Origin of the sequence: Serratia sp. 506_PEND (genome assembly GCF_001076875.1) — a bacterium.
GTDB classification, from domain to species: domain Bacteria; phylum Pseudomonadota; class Gammaproteobacteria; order Enterobacterales; family Enterobacteriaceae; genus Serratia; species Serratia marcescens.
Genome location: NZ_JVEL01000536.1, coordinates 1 through 20,684, shown reverse-complemented (window position 1 = coordinate 20,684; position 20,684 = coordinate 1). Strand labels below are relative to the sequence as shown.

Annotated in this window: 19 protein-coding genes and 2 pseudogenes; 15 read left to right on the top strand and 6 right to left on the bottom strand. The window is 56.0% G+C overall.

Translation table 11 applies throughout. The features are described 5' to 3' along the window. From ADK28_RS23180 to ADK28_RS23150, 7 genes are all read left to right on the top strand, one after another. Positions 1–1,160 (top strand): fimbria/pilus outer membrane usher protein (locus ADK28_RS23180; protein ID WP_048796787.1); only part of this gene is annotated, 1,160 nt, incomplete at its 5' end. 81 nt (positions 1,161–1,241) lie between these two features. Beyond that, complete coding sequence (locus tag ADK28_RS23175; RefSeq protein WP_079451001.1) at positions 1,242–2,006, top strand: fimbria/pilus periplasmic chaperone; 765 nt, start codon at positions 1,242–1,244, stop codon at positions 2,004–2,006. Positions 2,007–2,077: 71 nt separating this feature from the next. Continuing rightward, positions 2,078–2,716 carry a fimbrial protein gene (locus ADK28_RS23170; RefSeq protein ID WP_048796786.1) on the top strand — a complete coding sequence of 213 codons (639 nt, stop codon included), beginning with the start codon at positions 2,078–2,080 and terminating at the stop codon, positions 2,714–2,716. A gap of 50 nt (positions 2,717–2,766) precedes the next feature. Next, the gene (locus ADK28_RS23165; RefSeq protein WP_028127969.1) at positions 2,767–3,321 is read left to right on the top strand and encodes a fimbrial protein; all 555 of its coding nucleotides are present in this window, start codon (positions 2,767–2,769) and stop codon (positions 3,319–3,321) included. 24 nt (positions 3,322–3,345) lie between these two features. After that, positions 3,346–3,768, top strand: a complete 423-nt coding sequence (locus ADK28_RS23160) for a hypothetical protein (protein WP_048796785.1) — start codon at positions 3,346–3,348, stop codon at positions 3,766–3,768. Then, positions 3,765–5,153 (top strand): FKBP-type peptidyl-prolyl cis-trans isomerase N-terminal domain-containing protein, encoded by a 1,389-nt coding sequence (locus ADK28_RS23155; protein WP_048796784.1) that lies wholly within the window; start codon positions 3,765–3,767, stop codon positions 5,151–5,153. Before ADK28_RS23160 ends, ADK28_RS23155 begins: the two co-directional genes overlap by 4 nt. Then, a complete protein-coding gene (locus ADK28_RS23150) occupies positions 5,150–5,851 on the top strand; it encodes a helix-turn-helix domain-containing protein (RefSeq protein WP_102025902.1) in 702 nt (233 codons plus the stop codon). The genes ADK28_RS23155 and ADK28_RS23150 overlap by 4 nt, the downstream gene beginning before the upstream one ends. Before the next feature lie 17 nt (positions 5,852–5,868). Here the strand turns inward: ADK28_RS23150 and ADK28_RS23145 are convergent, their stop codons facing one another. The 4 genes from ADK28_RS23145 to deoC all read right to left on the bottom strand — a co-directional run bounded on the left by ADK28_RS23145 (position 5,869) and on the right by deoC (position 11,204). Then, positions 5,869–7,236, bottom strand: coding sequence for an L-serine ammonia-lyase (locus ADK28_RS23145; protein WP_048796783.1), 1,368 nt, complete (start codon positions 7,234–7,236; stop codon positions 5,869–5,871). A 93-nt stretch (positions 7,237–7,329) separates the two neighbouring features. Further along, the gene (locus ADK28_RS23140; protein ID WP_004938697.1) at positions 7,330–8,628 is read right to left on the bottom strand and encodes an HAAAP family serine/threonine permease; all 1,299 of its coding nucleotides are present in this window, start codon (positions 8,626–8,628) and stop codon (positions 7,330–7,332) included. A 979-nt stretch (positions 8,629–9,607) separates the two neighbouring features. Then, positions 9,608–10,372: a DNA-binding transcriptional repressor DeoR gene (deoR, locus tag ADK28_RS23135; RefSeq protein WP_048796782.1), complete on the bottom strand. Its 765-nt coding sequence runs from the start codon at positions 10,370–10,372 to the stop codon at positions 9,608–9,610. A 151-nt stretch (positions 10,373–10,523) separates the two neighbouring features. Further along, positions 10,524–11,204: a deoxyribose-phosphate aldolase gene (deoC, locus tag ADK28_RS23130; RefSeq protein WP_016928371.1), complete on the bottom strand. Its 681-nt coding sequence runs from the start codon at positions 11,202–11,204 to the stop codon at positions 10,524–10,526. Positions 11,205–11,423: 219 nt separating this feature from the next. Here deoC and ADK28_RS23125 point away from each other — a divergent pair, with 219 nt between their 5' ends. After that, positions 11,424–12,257, top strand: a complete 834-nt coding sequence (locus ADK28_RS23125; protein ID WP_048796781.1) for a hypothetical protein — start codon at positions 11,424–11,426, stop codon at positions 12,255–12,257. A 36-nt stretch (positions 12,258–12,293) separates the two neighbouring features. Here ADK28_RS23125 and ybjG read toward each other — a convergent pair whose 3' ends face one another. Further along, positions 12,294–12,899 carry an undecaprenyl-diphosphate phosphatase gene (ybjG, locus tag ADK28_RS23120; RefSeq protein WP_028127970.1) on the bottom strand — a complete coding sequence of 202 codons (606 nt, stop codon included), beginning with the start codon at positions 12,897–12,899 and terminating at the stop codon, positions 12,294–12,296. Positions 12,900–12,904: 5 nt separating this feature from the next. Continuing rightward, positions 12,905–13,570, bottom strand: a pseudogene (locus tag ADK28_RS23115) (phosphatase PAP2 family protein). A gap of 350 nt (positions 13,571–13,920) precedes the next feature. Here ADK28_RS23115 and eco point away from each other — a divergent pair. The 7 genes and pseudogenes from eco (at position 13,921) to ADK28_RS23085 (ending at position 20,573) form a co-directional block, all read left to right on the top strand. Further along, on the top strand, positions 13,921–14,433 hold the full coding sequence (eco, locus tag ADK28_RS23110; protein WP_048796780.1) for a serine protease inhibitor ecotin: 513 nt from the start codon (positions 13,921–13,923) through the stop codon (positions 14,431–14,433). A 415-nt stretch (positions 14,434–14,848) separates the two neighbouring features. Continuing rightward, on the top strand, positions 14,849–16,324 hold the full coding sequence (locus ADK28_RS23105) for a phospholipase A(1) (protein ID WP_048796779.1): 1,476 nt from the start codon (positions 14,849–14,851) through the stop codon (positions 16,322–16,324). After that, positions 16,321–17,064, top strand: a complete 744-nt coding sequence (locus ADK28_RS23100; protein ID WP_048796778.1) for an ankyrin repeat domain-containing protein — start codon at positions 16,321–16,323, stop codon at positions 17,062–17,064. Before ADK28_RS23105 ends, ADK28_RS23100 begins: the two co-directional genes overlap by 4 nt. A 392-nt stretch (positions 17,065–17,456) precedes the next feature. Further along, positions 17,457–18,744: pseudogene (locus ADK28_RS23095) on the top strand (replication endonuclease); the annotation flags it as partial. Between the two features lie 80 nt (positions 18,745–18,824). After that, positions 18,825–19,007, top strand: a complete 183-nt coding sequence (locus ADK28_RS30510; RefSeq protein ID WP_075202130.1) for a hypothetical protein — start codon at positions 18,825–18,827, stop codon at positions 19,005–19,007. A gap of 136 nt (positions 19,008–19,143) precedes the next feature. Further along, the gene (locus ADK28_RS23090; RefSeq protein WP_152929740.1) at positions 19,144–19,800 is read left to right on the top strand and encodes a hypothetical protein; all 657 of its coding nucleotides are present in this window, start codon (positions 19,144–19,146) and stop codon (positions 19,798–19,800) included. Positions 19,801–20,153: 353 nt separating this feature from the next. Then, positions 20,154–20,573: a hypothetical protein gene (locus ADK28_RS23085; protein ID WP_152929739.1), complete on the top strand. Its 420-nt coding sequence runs from the start codon at positions 20,154–20,156 to the stop codon at positions 20,571–20,573. The last annotated feature ends 111 nt before the right edge of the window (positions 20,574–20,684 follow it).

Here is a 20,684-nt window from a genome sequence, read left to right as displayed (position 1 = left end):
ACAGCCAGATCACCTTCGCCGGCTACCGCTTCTCCCAGGAGGACTTCATGAGCATGGGGGACTACCTCGATGCGCGTTACGAAGGAGGACGCAGCGGCAAGAGCAAGGAAATGTACACCATCACCTTCAACAAACAGTTCCGCGATCTGGGGTTGAGCACCTATCTCAACTACAGCCACCAAACCTACTGGGATCGGGCGCCGAACGATCGTTACAACCTGATGGTATCGCGCTACTTCGATATCGGCGATTTCAAGAGCGTCAGCGTGTCGCTGTCGGCCTATCGCAACCGCTATAACGAACGCAATGACGACGGGATGTATCTGTCGCTGTCGCTGCCCTGGGGCAGCGCGGGCACGCTCAGTTACAACATGACGCTCGATCGCGAAGAGAACGCCCACCGGGTCGGTTACTACAACCGGGTCGATGAACACAACAACTATCAGATCAGCGCCGGCGCCGCACGCAGCGGGGCGACGGCCAGCGGCTATTACAGCCATCAGGGCGATATGGCGCAGATCAACGCCAACGCCAGCTACCAGGCCGGCCGCTATAGCGCCGTCGGCATCGGCGCGCAGGGCGGCCTGACGATGGCGGCGGAAGGGGCGGTGCTGCACCGTGTCAATACGCCGGGCGGCACACGCTTGCTGCTCGATACCGAAGGCGTCGCCGGCGTGCCGGTACGCGGCTACGGCAGTACGGTGCTGACCAACCGTTACGGAAAAGCGGTGGTGGCGGATGTAAACAGCTACTACCGCAATAAGGCCAGCATTGATCTCAACAGCCTGAGCGACAACGTCGAGGCGACGCGTTCCGTGGTGCAGGCCACGTTGACCGAGGGAGCCATCGGCTACCGCAAGTTTGAGGTGATTGCCGGCGAGAAGGCGATGGCGATCGTCAAACTGGCGGACGGCAGCGAGCCTCCATTCGGCGCCACGGTGTTGAATGCCCGTAAACAGGAGACCGGCATCATCAATGACGGCGGCAGCGTTTACCTGTCTGGCCTCAACCCCGGCGAGCGCATGAGCGTGCATTGGAACGGCGCGGCGCAGTGTGAAATCCAGCTGCCGGCGCCGTTGCCGGCCGAAATGCTGATGAACACGCTGCTGCTGCCTTGCCGTCCTCTTGCCGGCAACAAGCCGGCGGCTGACGCCAACTGACTTATACCCGGCGGAGTGCGCTCCGCCGCTAAACCGCCGGAGCGGGATTGCCCGCCTTCGGCCGACTGGAACCGTGAAGACATGATGAATCTGACTATGACCAGAAAGACCGTTTCCCTTGTGGGCCCGCTCGCCGCCGCATTGACGCTCGGCGCGGTCGGCCTGCCCGCTCATGCGGCTATCGCGCTGGATCGCACGCGCGTGATTTTCGACGGCGACCTGAAAACGGTCAGTCTCAACATCAGTAACCAGAACAAACAGTTGCCGTATCTGGCGCAGGGGTGGATCGAAGACGATCGCGGCAACAAAATCCAAAGCCCTTTCACCGTGTTGCCGCCGGTGCAGCGGGTGGAGCCGGGCAAACCGAGCCAGGTGAAGATCCAGTCGCTGCCGGCCGCGCGTCAGCTGCCGCAGGACAGGGAGACGCTGTATTACTTCAACCTGCGTGAAATCCCGCCGCGCAGCAACAAGCCGAATACGCTGCAGATAGCGTTGCAGACGCGCATCAAAATGTTTTATCGCCCGGCGGCGCTCGCCCCGAAGAAGAATGCGGCGCCGTGGCAGGAGCAGCTGACCCTGACCCGGCAGGGTGACAAGTACGTGGTGAACAACCCGACCCCGTACTACGTGACGATCGTTGAGGCGAGCGCCGGCAAGGGCGGGAAAGGGGCGGCGGGCTTTGAACCGTTGATGGTGGCGCCGAAGGCCAATGCCCCGCTGAACGTCTCCGCCGCGAGCCTCGGCAACGCGCCGTCGCTGGCGTACATCAACGATTACGGCGGGCGGCCGCAGTTGAACTTCCGCTGCGCCGGCAATGCCTGCCAGGCCGTGCCGGCCGCCAAATGACGAGCCGCGCGCAGGCAGGAAAGACAGAGTGAACACAGCGGAGTGAACGAATCATGCAACGAAAGATCCCCATGCTGTTGGGAAAGGCCTATGAGCGTCATCAGCGACGCACTATCGGCCTGACGGTATTGGCCGCGCTGATGGTGCCGCTGACGGCGGGCGCGATGCTGATGCTGATGCCGCCGGCCCGCGCGGTAGACAATTGGGACGTGGAGGGCGCGAACGGCACGCTCCACGTCTACGGCGCGTTGACGGAAAGCGCCTGCAGCCTGGAAATGACCACCGCACGTCAGGAAGTGTGGTTGGGTGAGACGGGAACGGCGCACTTCCAGCGCCCGGGCGATCGCGGCACGCCGGTGGCGTTCGAGCTGACGCTGAAAGACTGTCTGCGGGCGCCGGCGAGCAACCGCGACGCCTGGACCGGAGTGCTGGCCTGGAGCGGCAGCCAGCCTGCGGTGTCCGTGGCGTTTGCCGCGCCGACGGATGACGACGCGCCGGGGTTGGTCAGGGTCGCCGGCGTTACCGGATTGGGGTTGCAGTTGGCAGATGCCACCGGCCTGCCTGTGCGCCTCGGCGCGCGTAACAAACCGGTATTGCTGACGCCGGGACAAAACACCCTGATGTACACGGTGACGCCGGTGCGCACCCCGGCGACGCTGAGCGCCGGCGCTTACCGTACGGCGATCGATTTCCGGCTTTACTACGACTAATACGCCGCTTGCGCCCGGTCGGCGCAAGCGCAACCAAAGGGAGTGGCGTCATGCGCGCGACAGAGACGAACCGGCGCCGGAGCGCGCTGTTGGGGGCTGGCATGGTCATGGCGGCCGGCATAATGGCGCAGTCGGCGACTGCGGCGGAAAACATGCGCTTTCACGGCACGCTGGTGGCCGAGCCGTGCGTCATTCAGCCAGGGGATGAGGACATTCCGCTGGATTTCGGCACCATCGTTGACAAATACCTGTATCTGAACACCCGCTCCCACAGCCAAACCTTCGCGTTGCACCTGACCGAGTGCGATCTCAGCCTGGGCAATACGGTGGCTATCACGTTTACCGGCACCGAGAACGCCAAACTGCCCGGCCTGTTGGCGTTGGATGCCGGCAGCCTGGCGTCGGGGATCGGCATCGGGCTGGAGGACAGCAGCGGCAAGGCGCTGCCGCTCAATCGCGCCAGCGATAAATTCCGCCTGAATGCCGGCAACACCACGCTTACGCTGCAGGCCTATGTGCAAGGGGAGCCGGAGGCTATCCAGACGAAGTCCATCGGCCGCGGCACTTTCAGCGCGGTGGCCACTTTTACGTTGGAATACGAATAAGCGTCTACAAGGACAAGAAACGCAATGATGAGAAAGCACGTCAATCACGCCCTGCGCATGGGGCTGCTGTGCCTGTTGGCGTTGAGCGCCGCCGCTTGCCAAAGCCAAAAGTCGGGCAAGCCCGCCGTGAACACTAAAAATCAGGTTGTGCAACCTCCGTCAGAAGAGGCTTTGCGCAAGCAGCGTGAGGCCGAGCAGCTGCAGCAGTGCCAGCAGCAACTGGGGGCATTGCGCGCGATCGACGAGAAACAGTATCAGCGCTATAAGCAGGCCTTCGACAGCCTGATGAGCGGCGCTTCGCAGTACGCCAGCCTGCGCGCCAGGGTAAACGGCGAAACGCAGGCGACGGTGGATGCGCTGTATCGCTACAAGGTCAACTATCTGTGCGCCGGGGTGAATCAGGCGGTGTTGACCGGCTTGGCGGATCGCGGGGAGCAGATTAAATGAGGCTGCGCCTGCTGGGCTGCGTCGCTCTGCTGTTCTCCGGCGTCGCGCTGGCGGACGACGGCGTGCCGGCGCTGCTGCAGTTTGCCGAGCAGTATCAACGGCAAAACACCGTGCCGACGAACGAAAAAGCGGCGCCAGCCGACCGCGGGGCGGGACAAAAAAGGCCTGAGCCGGCAAAGCGCACGTCGGGCGCCAACCAGCCTGCTTCATCGGCCAAAGCTTTTACGCTGACCCAGGAATTATTGGCGCGTGATCAACAGCTGGCGCGTCAGCGAATGGAACTGACGATGTTGCGCCAGGAACTCGCCGCGTTGCGGGCGGAGAAAGCGACGCCATCCGTCGCGACGTTGCCGGACTCGTCAACGCTTCAGCAGTGGATCGCCGGGCTGGGCGCCGCCTGGCGCGGTTCGCCCGATGCGCAGCGCGCCGAGGCGCTGTTGCGTCAGGCGACGCAGGAAACCGCCAAAAGCAGAGCGGCGGCGGCGCAGGCCGAACGGCGCGTTACCGAGCTGGAATCTGCCGCGCAGGCATCGGCACAGACGCTTGCACAACGCCAACGCGAGCACCAGGAGGCGTTGCACGCTCTGCGCGCCGCGTTGGAAGAGAGCGAGCAGAAGCGGGCCGCTGAGCAGAAAGTGACCCAGCAGACGCGCGAAGCGCTATTGGCGCTGCATAAGCGGCTGCAATGGGAAGTGACGCCGGAGCAGTTGAAGGATGAACGCAAGCGTTTGTCCTATGCGGCGGGCAGTGCGCTGGGGCGGGACATTCAGGGGGTAGTGGCGGCGCGTCAAAGCTGGGGCGTACCGGTGGACCGCGACAGCCTGTTGGCGGGCGTCATCGATAGCGTCTCGGGGCGTTTGCGGCTGCCGCCGGATGAACTGGATGCGCTGACGGCGCAGGCGGATGCCGCCGCCGTGGCCGCGCGTGAGAAACGCGTTAACGAACAGCGGCGGCGTGATGAAGATTACCTGGCGCGATTCAGTCAACAAAAGGGCGTAAAGCAGTCGGCGATGGGCTTTTGGTATCGGGTGGATTACGCCGGGGAGGGCGCGCTGGCACCAACGGCGGTGGTCGATGTGGTCGTGAAGGAGAAGTTGACCGACGGTACGGTGATCCAGGATATGGAACTGAGCGGCAAGGTGCTGTCGCAACCGCTGTCCGAGTATCCGCCACTGTTCAGGGAGGCGATAAGCCATCTGCACAACCACGGTTCGCTGACGATGGTTGTGCCGCCGGCGCTGGCCTACGGCGAAACCGGCTACCCGCCGAAAGTGCCACCTAACGCCACCATGATTTATGAATTACGCATCGACAACAGTCAGGCGCCGGCAAAGGGCGCCCAGGCGGTTAAACGGGAAGCCGGAACGGCGGGAGGGCAGGGATGAACACGATGATAAAAATCGCGCTATTTGATGAAAACCGTTACTTCAGCGCCGGCTGGCAGGAGGCTCTGGCGCTGCACTTCAGCACTTACGGCAAGCGCACGCTGTTACTGGATGCGCAGCAGGTTCACGAAGCCGATCTGGTGTTCTGCTATTTTCCTCCCGGCGTGCAAAGCTGTTTTTGTCACTTCTTTGAGACGCAGACCGCGGGGCGCAAAACGCTGTATTTCTCGTTGCGAACGCCGGAGGGGCGGCATAAGCGCACCGTTGGGAACCGTTGCGCGCTGGAGGCCGGTGTTATCTACCACGATACGCCGTTGGTCTCGGCGCTGTATCAGGTGAGCGCCGAGCTGGAACGGCGCAGCAAATGGCCGGGCAGGCCGGGTTGTGGCAGGAACTGCATATGCCAGCACCGCGGCCTGACGCTGCGCGAACAGGAGATCATGCGCTGTATGACGCGGGAGATGGGGGTGACGCAAATCGCACGGATGCTGGACATCAGCGTGAAAACCGTCAGCAACCACAAGATGAGCGTTATGCGCAAAATGGGATTCCGGCGTAATGCCGAGCTTTATGGGTGGCTGCGACACAGCGCCCGTCCCGGCGCCATGGGGCTCGAACCGGCATTCAGCCGGGCGTTGCGGCAGGGAAGGAACGGCATTGAGACGGCGCCGGCCAAATCGGACCGGCCGGCGCCTTAAGTGCCTTGCCGTGGCGATCAGTTGCAGGCCACGACCTTGATCGCCAGCCCGCCCTGTGAGGTTTCGCGGTACTTGGCGTTCATGTCTTTGCCGGTTTCGTACATGGTTTCGATGACCTTATCCAGACAAACCCGCGGTTCGCTGGTGCGGCGCATCGCCATGCGCGCGGCATTGACTGCCTTGACGGCGGAAATGGCGTTGCGTTCGATGCAAGGCACCTGAACCTGACCAGCGAGCGGATCGCAGGTCAGTCCCAAATGGTGCTCCATGGCGATCTCCGCCGCGATGCACACCTGCGCCGGGCTGCCGCCCAGCAGCTCGGTCAACCCGGCCGCCGCCATCGAGCAGGCGACGCCCACCTCCCCCTGGCAACCCACTTCGGCGCCGGAGATCGAGGCGTTCATCTTGTACAGCGCGCCAATCACGCCGGACGCCAGGAAGTAGCGGGTGTAGGAATTGGCGTTCACCGGGCGGATGAACTTGTCGTAGTAGGCCAGCACCGCAGGGATGATGCCGCAGGCGCCGTTGGTCGGGGCGGTAACCACGCGGCCACCGGCGGCGTTCTCTTCGTTGACCGCCAGCGCGAACATGTTGATCCAATCGACCACGTTCATCGGGTCGATATTGTTCTTGTCTCCGGTCACCAGAATGCGGCGCAGCGCGGCGGCGCGGCGCGGCACCTTCATCGGGCCGGGCAGCAGGCCTTCGGTGTTGATGCCGCGCTCAATACCGGCGCTCATCACCTGCCAGACGTCGGCGAAGTGCGCGTCGATATCCGCTTTGCTGCGCAGCGCCAGCTCGTTCTGCATCACCAGGCCGGACAACGACAGCCCGGTCTCTTTGCAATGCTGCTGCAAATCGTGCGCCGATTTGAACGGGTAGGGCACCGGCGTTGCGCCCTCGGCGGACTGGCCGAAGTGCTCTTCGTCGACGATGAAACCGCCGCCGATCGAGTAATAGGTTTTGCTGTGCAGCAAGCGTTCACCGGCGAAGGCGCGGATGCGCATGCCGTTTTCGTGCAGCGGCAGGTTATCGCCGTGGAAATTCATGCCGCCATGCTGCGGGAAATCCACCTCGTGGTGGCCGTTGGCCAGCGGCAGGCGGCCGCGCTGTTCGACGTCGCGGATAAAGCCCGGAATGCTGTCGATGTCCACGTCGTGCGGCAGGTTGCCGGCCAGGCCCATGATGATGGCGATATCGGTATGGTGGCCTTTACCGGTCAACGACAGCGAACCGTACACGTCGACCACCACGCGGGTGGTGTCCTGCAGCTGCTGGTGGGCGATCAGATCGTCAATGAACTGTTTGCCGGCTTTCATCGGACCAACGGTGTGAGAACTGGATGGGCCAATGCCAATTTTGAAAATATCGAAAACGCTGACCATGGTCTCGCCTCCTTCTTCAGGTTTCAGGCGGTGAATACGGGAAATGGGGGCAGTGCGGGAGGGCCGGCGCGCAGCGGCGCCGGCCGGACGTGATTAGCCGAGCAGGCTGAACACGATAGCAGAGATGGCGATCAGACCCATCACAACCACAAATACGTTGCTGATGTGGCCGCTGTACTTGCGCATGGCAGGCACTTTACGGATGGCGTACATCGGCATCAGGAACAGCAGCATGGCGATGATTGGGCCACCCAGGGTTTCGATCATGCCCAGGATGCTCGGGTTCAGGGTGGCGACGATCCAGGTGGTCACCAGCATGAAGATAGCGGTCATGCGGTTCAGCTTGGCGGTGCTGACGGTTTTTCCGCGGCTCTTCATTGACTTGGCAACCAGGCCGTTGAAGCCTTCACGGGCGCCCAGGTAGTGGCCCAGGAACGATTTGGTGATGGCGACGAAGGCGATAACCGGCGCGATGTACTCGATCATCGGGTTGTTAAAGTGGTTAGCCAGGTAAGACAGAATCGAGATGTTCTGCGCCTTGGCTTCCGCCAGGTTTTCCGGCGTCAGGCTCAGCACGCAGCTGAACACGAAGAACATCACGGTCAGCACCATCATGATGTGCGCGTAAGCCAGAATGCGGGAGCATTTCTTCTCGGCGTCCGCGCCGTACTCTTCGCGTTTGGCGACGGCGAAGGCGGAGATGATCGGCGAGTGGTTGAAGGAGAACACCATCACCGGGATCGCCAGCCACAGAGTCATGATCAGGCCGTGACCCATGCCGGTACCGCTGCCGGACAGCGACACGTTTTCGAAGATGGCGCCGGTCCAGTTAGGGATCAGGTATACCGCCAGCAGCATCAGCACCGCTACGAACGGGAAGACCAGGATGCTCATGGTTTTCACGATGGCCTGCTCACCGAAGCGCACGATGGTCATCAGGCCGACGATCAGGATCAGCGACAGGATGGCGCGCGGCGGCGACGTCATGCCCAACTGGTGGGTGATGAAGCTGTCGACGGTATTGGTGATCGCCACGCTGTAAACCAACAGAATCGGGTAGATGGCGAAGAAGTACAGCAGGGTGATCAGTTTACCGGCGGTGATGCCGAAGTGCTCTTCCACCACGGCGGTGATGTCTTCACCGGGATTTTTGCCGGACAGAACGAAACGGCACAGGCCGCGGTGGGCAAAGAAGGTCATCGGGAAAGCGATGATGGCCATGATGATCAGAGGAATCAAACCGCCGATGCCGGCGTTGATGGGCAAGAACAGGACGCCTGCGCCGATGGCGGTGCCGTACAGGCCCAACATCCACATGGTATCCGTTTTACGCCAGGTACTGCTGGAGCCCGAGGCCGCAGAGGCAATTGTGCCGGTCTGTGTAGTGTCCATAAATATCTCCGAAGTGAACACGAATTTAAAATTAAAAGGCAAAACTTAAGGTTAAACCGTCAAACGTCCTATTCAGGCAACGCTTGCGGTAAGAATCAGGTGTTGCTTGCGGGGATGTTTTGGCGTCCCCCTGGTTGTTTATTGCGTTCATTACCAAGGCACAGCGCCGGGTAATTCACTAAAGACTTTTCACCTTCACGGGTGATAAAAGTCGTTACCGCTGCCGACAGGTCATTGCCTGTCGATTTTTGTTGGCGGCAAGATAACGATTTACAGTAGAAACAACCGTGATCCTGCTCTCAAATGCGTAATATGTGCAGTTATCTGCCTTTTCATCGATTTTTCGCGCATTTGTTGCACATTTGTGTAAGATTTTGTGCTGAGAACGCTCTCATAAAAATTTCTGCGATTATGTGGCTTGTACAATAATTAGCCGGATAAGGCGCTGTGCCCAGCAGCAAGCCGAGCAATATATTTTATGCGTGGTTTTGGATCTAGCTAAAAACCCGGATTAAGCAGTTTTAGTGATGTGGATCACATTGTGTTTTTAAGGTAAATTGAATTTATCTTTTTGTTTTTAATGGTTTTTATTTAAAATTCACCGCTAGTAACGAAGGGAAATTACTTACGTGGTTAGCGGATAAAAATGCGTAACCATTCATCATATAAATAACAGATACCTAACAGGTATTGGTGAGATTTGCTGCAATCGCGTAAACCGCCGTTTATTTAAACTTCCTGGCCTTTGGCACGATTTATCATATAAAAGCCATAAATAGCCGTTAATTCACCCAGCCGACCGCGTGTTTAGCCTGCGAAAAAATAATCACTCGGGTGAGCTGTTGCATTTTATTAACCTGATGTTGCGTGCGGATAAGTGAAAAACGCGAATTGATTGCGCATTATTTGTTCATTTTCCGGCGGGGAAAGAGGGATATCGACGCGGTGCGCCGTCGGTTATGACGGCGCTGAAGGCGAATTAATAGCGGATAGCGATGGCGTTGTCGTTGAAGAACGCCAGGAAGTCGGCGCCCGGCTGGCGATCGGTGATTACCCGATCGAACTGCGTCAGCGGGCCGATGCAGGCCGACTTGGTTTTGCCGAACTTGCTGTGGTCTGCCACCAGGATCTTTTGCTGCGCCATCGCCATGGCGCGATGCTTCATCTCCAGCTCGTCGAAGTTGAAGCAGGTGGCGCCGTGCTGCAGGCTGAGGCCGGCGGCGGAGATAAAGGCGATGTTCGGGCAGATGTGATCGAGCTCGTTGCGGCCGCCGACGCTGGAAAAGATGTAGTTGTTCGGCTTGAACTCGCCGCCGCACAGAACCACCTTGCAGTTCGGTTTGTCCTGCAGCGCCAGGAAGGTGTTCAGCGAATGACACACGGCGGTGAAAGCCAACTCGTCGGCGATGGCGTCGATGATCGCCGGGGTGGTGGTGCCGCAGTCAAAAAACACCGTGTCGTTTTCATTGATCAGCGGCGCTGCCAGCAGTCCGATGCGCCGTTTCTCCGTGACCTGTTTGGCTTTTTGATCGGAAACGAAGTAGTTGGTCACGCCGTTGCTGCGCGGATCGGTCACCACGTAGCCGCCGAGCAACACCACGGCCGCCGGTTCGGCGCTCAGATCGCGGCGAATGGTCATCTCCGAGACCCCCAGCAGCGCGGCGGCTTCTTTCAGGTGGATCTTGTCAGCGCGTTTTAACGCCTGAACTAACCGGTTGATACGTTCTTCGCGCCGCGTTTCCATAGATCCGTCTTCCCACAGGTAATAGAGATAAAAGGCGAGCCGGCATTTCCGACGCTAAACACAACGATGCGGGGCAATATCGGGCCGCATCAGCCGCTCGTATTGTCCCGCATCGGAGTGTATGGCCATGCCCGTCAGGGCGAGCCGACGATCAGTAGCTGCCCGCCGCCGGCTGGGCGCCGGAGACGATGGCGACGCCGGAGCTGGTGCCGATACGCGTGGCGCCGGCTTTGATCATCTTCTCGGCGGTGGCGCGATCGCGCACGGCGCCGGAAGCTTTCACGCCCATTTCGCTGCCCACGGTCTCGCGCATCAGTTTGACGTGCTCTTCCCGAGCGCCGCCGGTGCTGAAGCCGGTGGAGGTTTTCACGAAGGCGACATCGAGTTCGCGACACATTTCACAAACCTGGACGATCTGCGCATCGCTGAGCAGGCAGGTTTCCAATATTACCTTCAACGGGATCGCCGCGCAAACCTCGCGCACGGCGGCGATGTCGGCTTTCACTTCGTCCAGCAGGCCGCTTTTCAACCAGCCGACGTTGATCACCATGTCGATCTCTTGCGCGCCGGCGGCGATCGCCGCTTTGGCTTCAAAGGCTTTGGCGACGGTCAGGCCGGCGCCCAGCGGGAAACCGATCACCGAGCAGACTTTCACGGTGCTTTCCTGCAGCAGCTGGGCCGCCAGCGGCACATAGCCGGAGTTGACGCATACCGCATAGAAGTTGTGCTGCTGCGCTTCTTCGCACAGTTTGGCGATCTGCATTTCGGTGGCGTCCATGGCCAGCAGGGTGTGGTCAACATAGCTGGCGTAATCGATGCTTTCGGTGGTCATCGCGGTTCCTTAGTGAAGTTGAGAAAAGATCATGGATAGGTAATGTGAAAATAATAACATTTCAACATCGATAAACCTAGCGGGATTTGAAAAATGTCGACGAGATCATAGTTACTTCACTGTTATCTGTATAACTTAGGGGAGGGTTATTTGTTATTTTAATAACATTTTCAGTGGCTGCTCGCGGCCTGCACGGGCGAAACGTCGAGGGGAAAAAAGATGGAGATCAACATCGATCTGGCTCCTGAAGCTTTCGGGACGCATCGGCAGGAACTGTTCCGCAACGCGGATTTCGCGGTGAGCGCGCATCGCTGCGCAGAACGCGGGCTGATGCTGACGCTGGCGAATTGCCGTGGCGCGCTGAGGGTTTTACCGTATCAGGGCCTCGCGATCTGGGACGCCGAGTTTGACGGTCATTCGCTGAAATCGGGCCGCCGCAGCGCGCGGGGCGCCGGAAGAAAGCGCGCTGACGACGCCGCGTTCTGTCCCGCCTGGCCGGGTCACGACGGCGCGCCTATCCAGATGCAACGCGTGTGGCTGCAGCTGGCGGGCGATGAGCTGACGTTGCACGGTGAAGGCGAGCGGTTGGGCGAGCGTTGGCGCATCGGCCCGGCGCTGCGTCTGGCGGCCCAGAGCGCGCAGTTCGCCATAGAGATGAAGATTACCAACCTGGGCGAGCGGCCGCAGCCGCTGCGCTATGTTTGCCGCCTCAACTATGATTGCATTCCCGACGCGGTATTCCGCCAGAACCTGCCGACGCCGGCTTTGTCAGGGGATACGATCGGGCAGGAACTGCTGTGCTCCGACGATCTGACGCGCTACGTGGATCAGGCCGAGTTCTTTATGCTGGCGCCGCAAGGCCGGCGCTATGTGACGCGTTTTGCCACCGGGCAATTCAACTATGGCCTGCGGCGCATCGCTGTCCAGGGCAACAGGCGGCTGCTGGCTTTTATCCAGCCGGCGAACTGCCGCCCGAATGCGCCAGAGGGTGAGGGGTTGATGCTGGGAGCGGGAAAAACGCGGGCGTTTTGCGTGACCACCGGCGTGGTGTGAAAGCAGGGGCGGTAACGCCCCTGTCATGTTATGCGGTTATTCTTTCACCCAGCCGCGGCGAATGGCGAAGGCAAACAGGAAGCGATACAGACGCGACAGCTTGTCGGCGAGGACATCACCGAACAGATTCCATACCAGCTGAGCGAACAGGCAGCCGACCAGGCCGAGCAGGAAACCGCCGACCATATCCAGCGGCCAGTGCACGCCGAGGTAAACGCGTGACCAGGCGATGCCGACGGCGACAATCATCAGCAGCGCGCCGGACCAGACCCGGTGCCAGAACAGGAACGCCAGTGCAAAGGTAAAGATGGCGGTGCCGTGATCGCTGGGGAACGAGCTGTCCGGCGCGTGCGCCAAGAAGGTATAACCCACGCCGGCGACGAACGGACGCTCATGCGGCAGCAGCGCGCCGATAGCGGAGGCGGCAAGCATGGCGAACAGCAGCGCGATCGTGGTTTTCGCCACCACTTCGCGCTGTGAAACCAGCTGGCTTCGTGGCCCCCACAGCCACAGGCCGACGATCAGCAGCGGCACGATAATGATAAGATCGCGCGCCAAAAAGGTGGCGAAATCGATCATCCATTCGGGAGATGCCGGGGTCGCATTGATCCAGGCGAAAAGAACATGGTTTAACTGCTCCATAACCGTTACCTCATCTTGCGGCGCCAATAGCCGCTAATCATCCAATAAATAGCCAACTGGCTTAACCAAACCCACCAACCCGCCCACAGGTTATGGGTAAGAAAATGTGCGCCGCGCATGATCTGACCAAAGCCCATCAACATGCCGAGCGCAATGCCGCCGCACCAGCAGCACTAGGCCAGGCGCGGGCGCTGCGGATAAAACAGGAAAAATAACGCCATGACCGCGAAACCGCTCGAGGCGTGCCCGCCGGGGAAACAGCGACCGGGGCCCGGCAGCGCCGGTACCGCGCCGAATAAAGGGAAGGACATCGCCTTGCCGCCGTACTCGATCAGATCCCACGGACAGGAGTGCGCGCTGGTGGCCTTGAGAATGCCCACCACCAGCGGGCCGATGCCGAGAAGCAGCATGCTGACAATCAGGCGCGCGCTGCGGCGATAGATGCCCCAAAACAGCGTGAGCACCGCTCCCACGATCACTATCTGCTTCAACAGACGGTGATTGATCAGATCCAGCCAATAGTTGTTTTGCCACGGGAAATGCCCGCTGGCGGCATCGTACCAATAATTGCTGATCGCCCAGTCCAGCTGTTCGTTGCGGGAGAGCCACAGGAATACCAAACCGCTGATCAGCAGGCCAAAAACTTGCCAACGGTAAAAGGATGTCGGCAGGGAGTAAAGGGCGGTTGTCTTAATTTGCTGTGCCGTTGAGGATTGATTTAATGACGATTCTGGATTCACGCGCAGGCTCGGTGACAGGATTGAATAGCGCCACTGTAATAATTCTGTCTTAAGAAAACCTTAGTCCTGCGGCAAGAGAACCCTCCGCTTGGGCGCCGGTCAGCGCGTGTTTCTCTCGTCTTAATCGGCGGTTTTTTGGGGTATTGCTCCGGTTAATGGGTGATATCAGGCGATTGTCACTGTTTATCGCCTATTGTAAAGAAGATTAAACTTGTGGCGAGCGTGGCGGTAGTGTATTAGTTTATAGGCGGATTATTTGACAAAAAGTGTAGGGATAAAACATGAACAAGGCATCCGTTGTATTTTCCGGCCTGCTGATGGCCGTTTCCGCCGGCGCTATGGCGGCGACCTCTGGCGATGACGCTGACATGAGCAAACAGCCGTTGGAAAAAGTCGCGCCTTACCCGAAAGCCGAGAAGGGCATGAATCGCCAGGTGATCTACCTGCCGAAGCAAGAGCACGAAGAGAACTACAAGGTCGAACTGCTGATCGGCAAGACGCTGGAAGTGGACTGCAACCGCCATATGATCGGCGGCACGCTGGAGACCAAAACCCTGTCCGGCTGGGGTTACGACTACCTGGTGCTGGAGAAGTTGTCTGAACCGGCCTCGACCATGATGGCCTGCCCGGACAACACCAAGACCAAGCAATTCATCGCCGCCAACCTGGGCGACGCCGCGATGCAGCGTTACAACAGCCGCCTGCCGATCGTGGTGTATGCGCCGAAAGACGCGGAAGTGAAATACCGCATCTGGAAAGCCGAAGATACCGTAAGCCAGGCTGAGCAGAAATAACCGCCGCCTGACGCCGCTCCGCTGGCCATTCCCGGTTGGCGGAGCCTTTCTCCTTCCTGTCTCCTTATCATTCCCGCATCTTTGACACTCGACTGATTGCTTTCGGACGTGGCTTTTAGGCGCGACATGGCAACGAAATACGCAAGCCAATACCTCTTCACAAATGCACAGGAAGCACGCAGCTGCATGGATGGGAGAGGATGCGCGCGTATAGAAATAGAGCAAAGAAATCTTTACTGAAGTGTGATAATTTTGCGCATTCCCTATTAATGGAATGACACAGAAGATAAGGATATCCAATGCGTTATCGTTCGCTAACGCTCGACGAGCCCCGTAACAGCCGCACACCTGGCGAGTTGCTTGATGATGGTGCGCCTGTGCCGACCACGGAACCCTGCGAGTGGGCAGGCACCGTATGAAACTGATTCATTTCTCCTTTGAACACACGGCGCCGGAAAGCTTTTCCAGGATACTTAACCCGACAGCAGCGCGGCATGAGCTGGAACGGCATTATTTGTTCGGCGGCGCAGCCGGCATATCGATAAGCAGCCGGTATCCGATTACCCGCAATACTCAATCCGGGATTGGCGTCACCGGTTATCGTGAGGACGTGGCTATGAAGCGCAGCGTACTCGATGAGATCAACCGGGGCGGCTTGCTGGCGATTGATCAGGGAATGGGTGCCTGGACGCCGACGAAATATGCCTTTTACATCGACGCGGAAGGCCGATTACAGCGCTACCCAGGCAGCTCTCTTCCTGCCTTATATCCTACCGGGCGCGTGATCGCCCGCTATGAAGAAATGGTCAGCCGCTATGGCCACCGGGCAAAACCGACGGTGCTGCCGGCGAGGCAGAATACGACCCGGAATCCCCCTCTGCAGCAAGCCATTGCTACCGCAGTGGCAACCGTTGCCGCCACGGTGCAGGCCATCCGCCCAATGACCAAGGCAGAACGCTGGCAAGAACGCCAGTACCTGATAGGGCGAGGCAACCGCAGCATTTACCCGGATGCGCGCATGGCGGCACAGCGCCTGGCTGAGAACAACGTCGCGGTCGAAAAGGCGAAGTTGGCTGAGAATGTTTACAAGACCACCGATTCACTTGGCGAACTACCTGGAGTACCAGAGGGCTGGAAAGATATCAGTAATGACGAGCGAGCTTTAAATAGGCTTGGTCTGGATAGTAAAATGCTTTATGACAAACCAATGAATCCTGATTTTTTAGCCCGAGTTTATCAGCCAGACGAGAGTGTCTTTGGTAAAGCGATGAGTCCGACGGTGGTGTTCCGTGGATCGCGTGCGCCCGAGTTCCCGGAGGGAATAAGCAAGGCTGCTCAGAAAGCGTTATTGAACGGCGATTTGTCAGGGATTAAAAACCTGAGCGATTGGACAAATAATGGTGCTCAGGGAATAGGGCTTAATTCTGAATACTACAAAAAAGCGGTTAATATCGGTAAAGCAATTAAAGGCGATGTTGGGATATCTGGCCATTCGCTGGGTGGGGGCATGGCATCTGCGGCCTCCATGGCCAGTGGCAAACCGGCTTGGACGTTTAATGCAGCAGGCCTGAACGCGGGAACCGTAGAAAAATACGGTGGCTCGATAATAGGCAGAGCCGATAATATTCAGGCATATCGCGTAAAAGGGGAGCTGTTGACCAAGCTGCAGGAGGTTGATTTGTGGGAGGATGCCAAAGACCTTAAATTTTATCCCCCGGCGGTGATGGCGAAAGAGCGGTTATCCATGTTGGCGCCTGACGCCGTGGGAGTAAAGCACACGCTTCCCGGTGGAACAGGTTCACTGCTGGATAAGCACGGTATAGACCAGGCGATACAATGCATTGAAAATGAGAAAGACGATGACATTGCCACAATCAAGGGACGAATATGAAAAAAATCATACTCATTATCACGATGCTAGTGTCTATGCTCATCATGCAGGGGTGCAAACAAGGTATGGATTTACAACCACAGGATTATTTTGACGGTCAGCAATTGGACATTGCAAAAGCCATTTATGATGGTGACAGGCCGCAGTTGGATAAACTTTTGTCATCAGTAAACAAAGAGATCTTAAATCGTCCAGCTAAGGAAAAAATGACCTTATTGTTCTGGGCAATAAACAATGCCATCTATGACAAAACCACACCTGAAAGGCTGAAAATTATCACTGACTTGGTAAAGGCCGGTGCAGACCCTTTACAGCCTCAACCTAACACGCCGGGTAGTCCCGCTGAATTTGTTATGAAAGCGGATAAAGGCATCTGGATACAGGCTATGTTAGAGGGCGGACTCTCTCCAAATGCTAGGGATAAGGTTCATAATCAACCTATTATATTTGAAAGTTTTGAAGCGAAGAATACCGAAACATTGAAGGTGCTTATTGACTATAAAGTTGATGTTAATATCAAAGGAGCTATGAACAGAACGCCATTAATTAATGCGCTGTATAACAGTTGCCCAGAACATATTGAGGTTCTTTTGGCTCATGGAGCTAACCCATTAGCCAAAGATGATTTTAATGACAGCTTCCTTTCTTTGATTTCTGCGGAAATAGCTAAAGGGGATAAGAGCAATGCGTATATAAAAAAGCTAATTAAAATTAAAGAAAAAATAAAACAGGTGAATTAGTTCGCCTCGGCTCTTATGGGGGACAATGCTGGTCTTCTTCCGGTGCAGTACCATGACGTGATGACATACAGGAAGATGACGGGATGAGCCACCAAAGAGAACCCAGCCGACAGCGACGAGAGTGTTGTTGTTAAGTACCGTTTGTGACGCCATCTCTTTGAACAGTGGCGAACCCACAAGCAGCGTTTCTATGTTGAAACCTGCACATTGATGGGATGCTGGCGTAAGCGACACTCAGAGGCAGGATGCTTTATGCCTGATGGTGAGGTAAGTAACGGCGGCCATCGGAGTCTGTTCCAGGCAACAAAAAAACCGATTTCCTCGCTAATGACGATGATTGCCGGTGTTGAGCAGGCCGCTGCTATCCGTGGCGATAAAGGGATAGCAGCGGCCTCACCACCCCATCCAAATATCACCCGACGCGCGCCGTCGGCAAGAACAGCCCGAAGGTGCATTTTAACCACAAGTGGGACGATGAAGCCTACACGCCAAAAGACGGCCTGCGCTATCTTGTGAAGCTGTTTAGCAAGATCCGCACGGCGTTTAAAGATGCGGGCCTGCAAGTCTACGGCGTGCGCGTTGTCGAACCGCACCATGATGCGACGCCGCACTGGCATATGATGCTATTTACCTCCAAAAAACAGCGCCAGCAGGTGATCGACATCATGCGCCGTTATGCCATGGCTGAAGATGGCGACGAACGCGGCGCTGCTAAAAATCGTTTTGACTGTAAGCACCTGAACAGAGGCGGTGCGGCGGGGCTATATCGCTAAATACATTGCAAAAAACATCGACGGCTACGCGCTGGAAGGTGAACGCGATCATGAAACCGGCGAGCTGTTGACTGATACGGCCGCGGCTGTCACCGCGTGGGCGCCAACGTGGCGTATCCCTCAATTTCACTTTATCGGCCTGCCGTCGCGCGGGGCATGGCGTGAGTGTCGCAAGATCCGCTTTGTCAGTCTGGCCGAGGAGTTTGACGAAAGGGTGGAAGCGGTACGTGCTGCCGCCGACGCCGGTCTTTTTGCCGATTATATTTTGGCGCAGGGTGGCCCCAACGTTGCCCGCGACGATCAGACTGTGCGTGTGGCCCGCCGGGTTGCCGACGAGCGCAACGCCTATGATGAAGAGGTGCAGAAAATCGCGGGGATCTTTGCCCCGCATATCGGCGCCGATCGTGTTTATGAAACCCGCACCACGCAATGGCGCATCGTCGCGAAAGCTGTTGCCGTTGAGCCTTTGACTTTGAAAAGCGCTTCCGGCGCGCCTCGGAGTCCTGTCAATAACTGTGGGTTGACCGGGAGTGATGGCGCCGAAATTAAGCAGGGTGGGGAGCCTGTAGAGGCCGTGGCGGTGATGGATCATGCACCTGAAACCCAGATTGACTGGGATGACATGACCGTTGCACGGTCTGTAATGACGCGTTTACGGGCAAATGCCCCGCAGATAAACAGGCAGCAAAGAGGAATCGATCCATATAAGCGCATAGAGCCTGCTGCATCGGCCAGATTGACCACCGCCGAGCGCGATCGCGTAACCAGAATTTACTTAGAACTGGCACTCCATCGCATCGAGCCGACGCGCTGGGAACTTGAGGCACTGGCGCGCGGCGCTAAAGTCAAATTCGGTGTTATTTCAATGCACTATCCGGCGGTTAGCGATTGGGCGGGCTTCCAATAATTTCTTGCGCAATTAAATCTGATAGGTATGTGCTGTGTATGCATACAGTAGTTTAGCATCGGAGGGAAAGGGTGCAAGCAGTGGATGAAGTGGTTGTTTTAGAAAGAATTGAACTCATCGCCCGTCTGGGGGTTTGTTATGAGAGCCAAGCGAAAGACAAAGACATTGCACTGATATGGATTTCAGAACTGGTTGAAGAGATAAAAAATGGTGCCAGTTCAAAAAACAATCAAAACGCATCTATTTCTCAGTTTATTACATGAGGATTGATTTTTAATTATAAAAATAGCAGACTGTTATCATTGACTATCTCTATATAAAGGGAGTGTGTTTTATAATCTTTAGGATTGTAAAATATAATAGCTAAGATGTGTATATCATTGCATGGGCATGCGGAATATGAAACCTAATTTAAATCTTGTCTTTTATTGTTCAATCGCTGTTACTTTTTTTGCCATAGGATTGTTAGTTGGATATTTAAACACTGGAGTGACTGATAACGAAGTGTTTAAAACAGTCACGATCCCATTTTTATCAATGCTAGGCTCGTGGTTTGCTGGGGTGGGGGCTTTTGCTGCTGTAGGCGTTTCTTTAATTTTAGCGCTGCAAGCTAAGAAAGAGAACGTTGAAGAGTTATCGATTAACTCATTCATTGGGGTGCGCTATGGTAGCGATATCAAGCATGTGGTTGTAAATGTTACCAATAAGAAAAAAATACGAAGCCAAATTACTTCTATTTCGCTTATTTTTTCATTAAAGCCTGATGTGGGTATTCATCTTACAAATGAAGCCCTTGAGCGTACTGGAAGCCAATTGCCGATTGCTTTAGTTGACCATGGCGAACGTGCAAGTTTTTTCATAAATTCTGATTTTGGGAATCATCTTCGTTTGATGCAGCAGTTGAACTTACTTTTTGGGGATGGGGAGTTAGGAGAGGGGGAAATTGTGGTGCATACGACAACAAAACAATTTAGATTGAGTATGCCATCGAGGGTGCAAGAATATTACGATACAAAATACCGTGATTTTTTGGCTGCTAAAAACGAAGAGTTTTGATTAGATATTATATTATTCTTTATTATTGCCCCGTGAGTTTCAATTCACTATGTTGCTGAGTGCATGCATAGATCGCATGAATTTGAATGATGCTCCGGTGTGACTTTTACCCCCGCAGCGCCAGCACTGGCGCGGATCTTGCCGGATCATGCAACTGCATTAAAAGCGACACATGAAGCGCGCAGGCGAGTCGGGGATAGCATTGCGCGCCGTCTAGTTATTCATCTTTGTTTATCAATTTCCTAGACATTAAGATGGATTTTTTTTAGTCTTTATTTCAATGCGAAATTTAATAAAATTCTATGCAAGTGAATTAATTATCCCTTTAATAGTAACATACTGTATGGTGATGAATGATGATAAGAATAGACAATGAGAAATATACGTTGTTTTTTTCTGAAAAAAGAAATGTTAACCCAGTTGGATCCGTTAGTTATATAATGATCTATCCAGACTATGATAACTGGAATGATTTTGGTTTTTTAAGTAAAATTCAAATTGAAATATATAGTAAAGATAAAGATGAGTATTATGCGGCGCCTGCATTTATCGGTTTTATTGGGAGTGATGCCACTGAAAATGGTAAGAAGGAGTTAGTTAATAGAGTTAGGCTTGCCAATTCTGGAAATAAAAATATTTCAATGGATGATTGTTTTATAATGCTTAGAACCATGAATGACTACCGTAAGTTGGTAGATGTTTTTGGGGTAAAAGAAGCTAAGCTGATAGCTCATGTATATAGAGATGTTCTATTTAAAAGAGCAAGAAAATAGGACGAAAAAAATCGTCTTGCTTTTTTATCGACAAATATATTCACTCATTCGTTTTTAAGAAACTCAGATTCATATTTCACCTATAAAAATGCAAAATCTATATTTAATGGG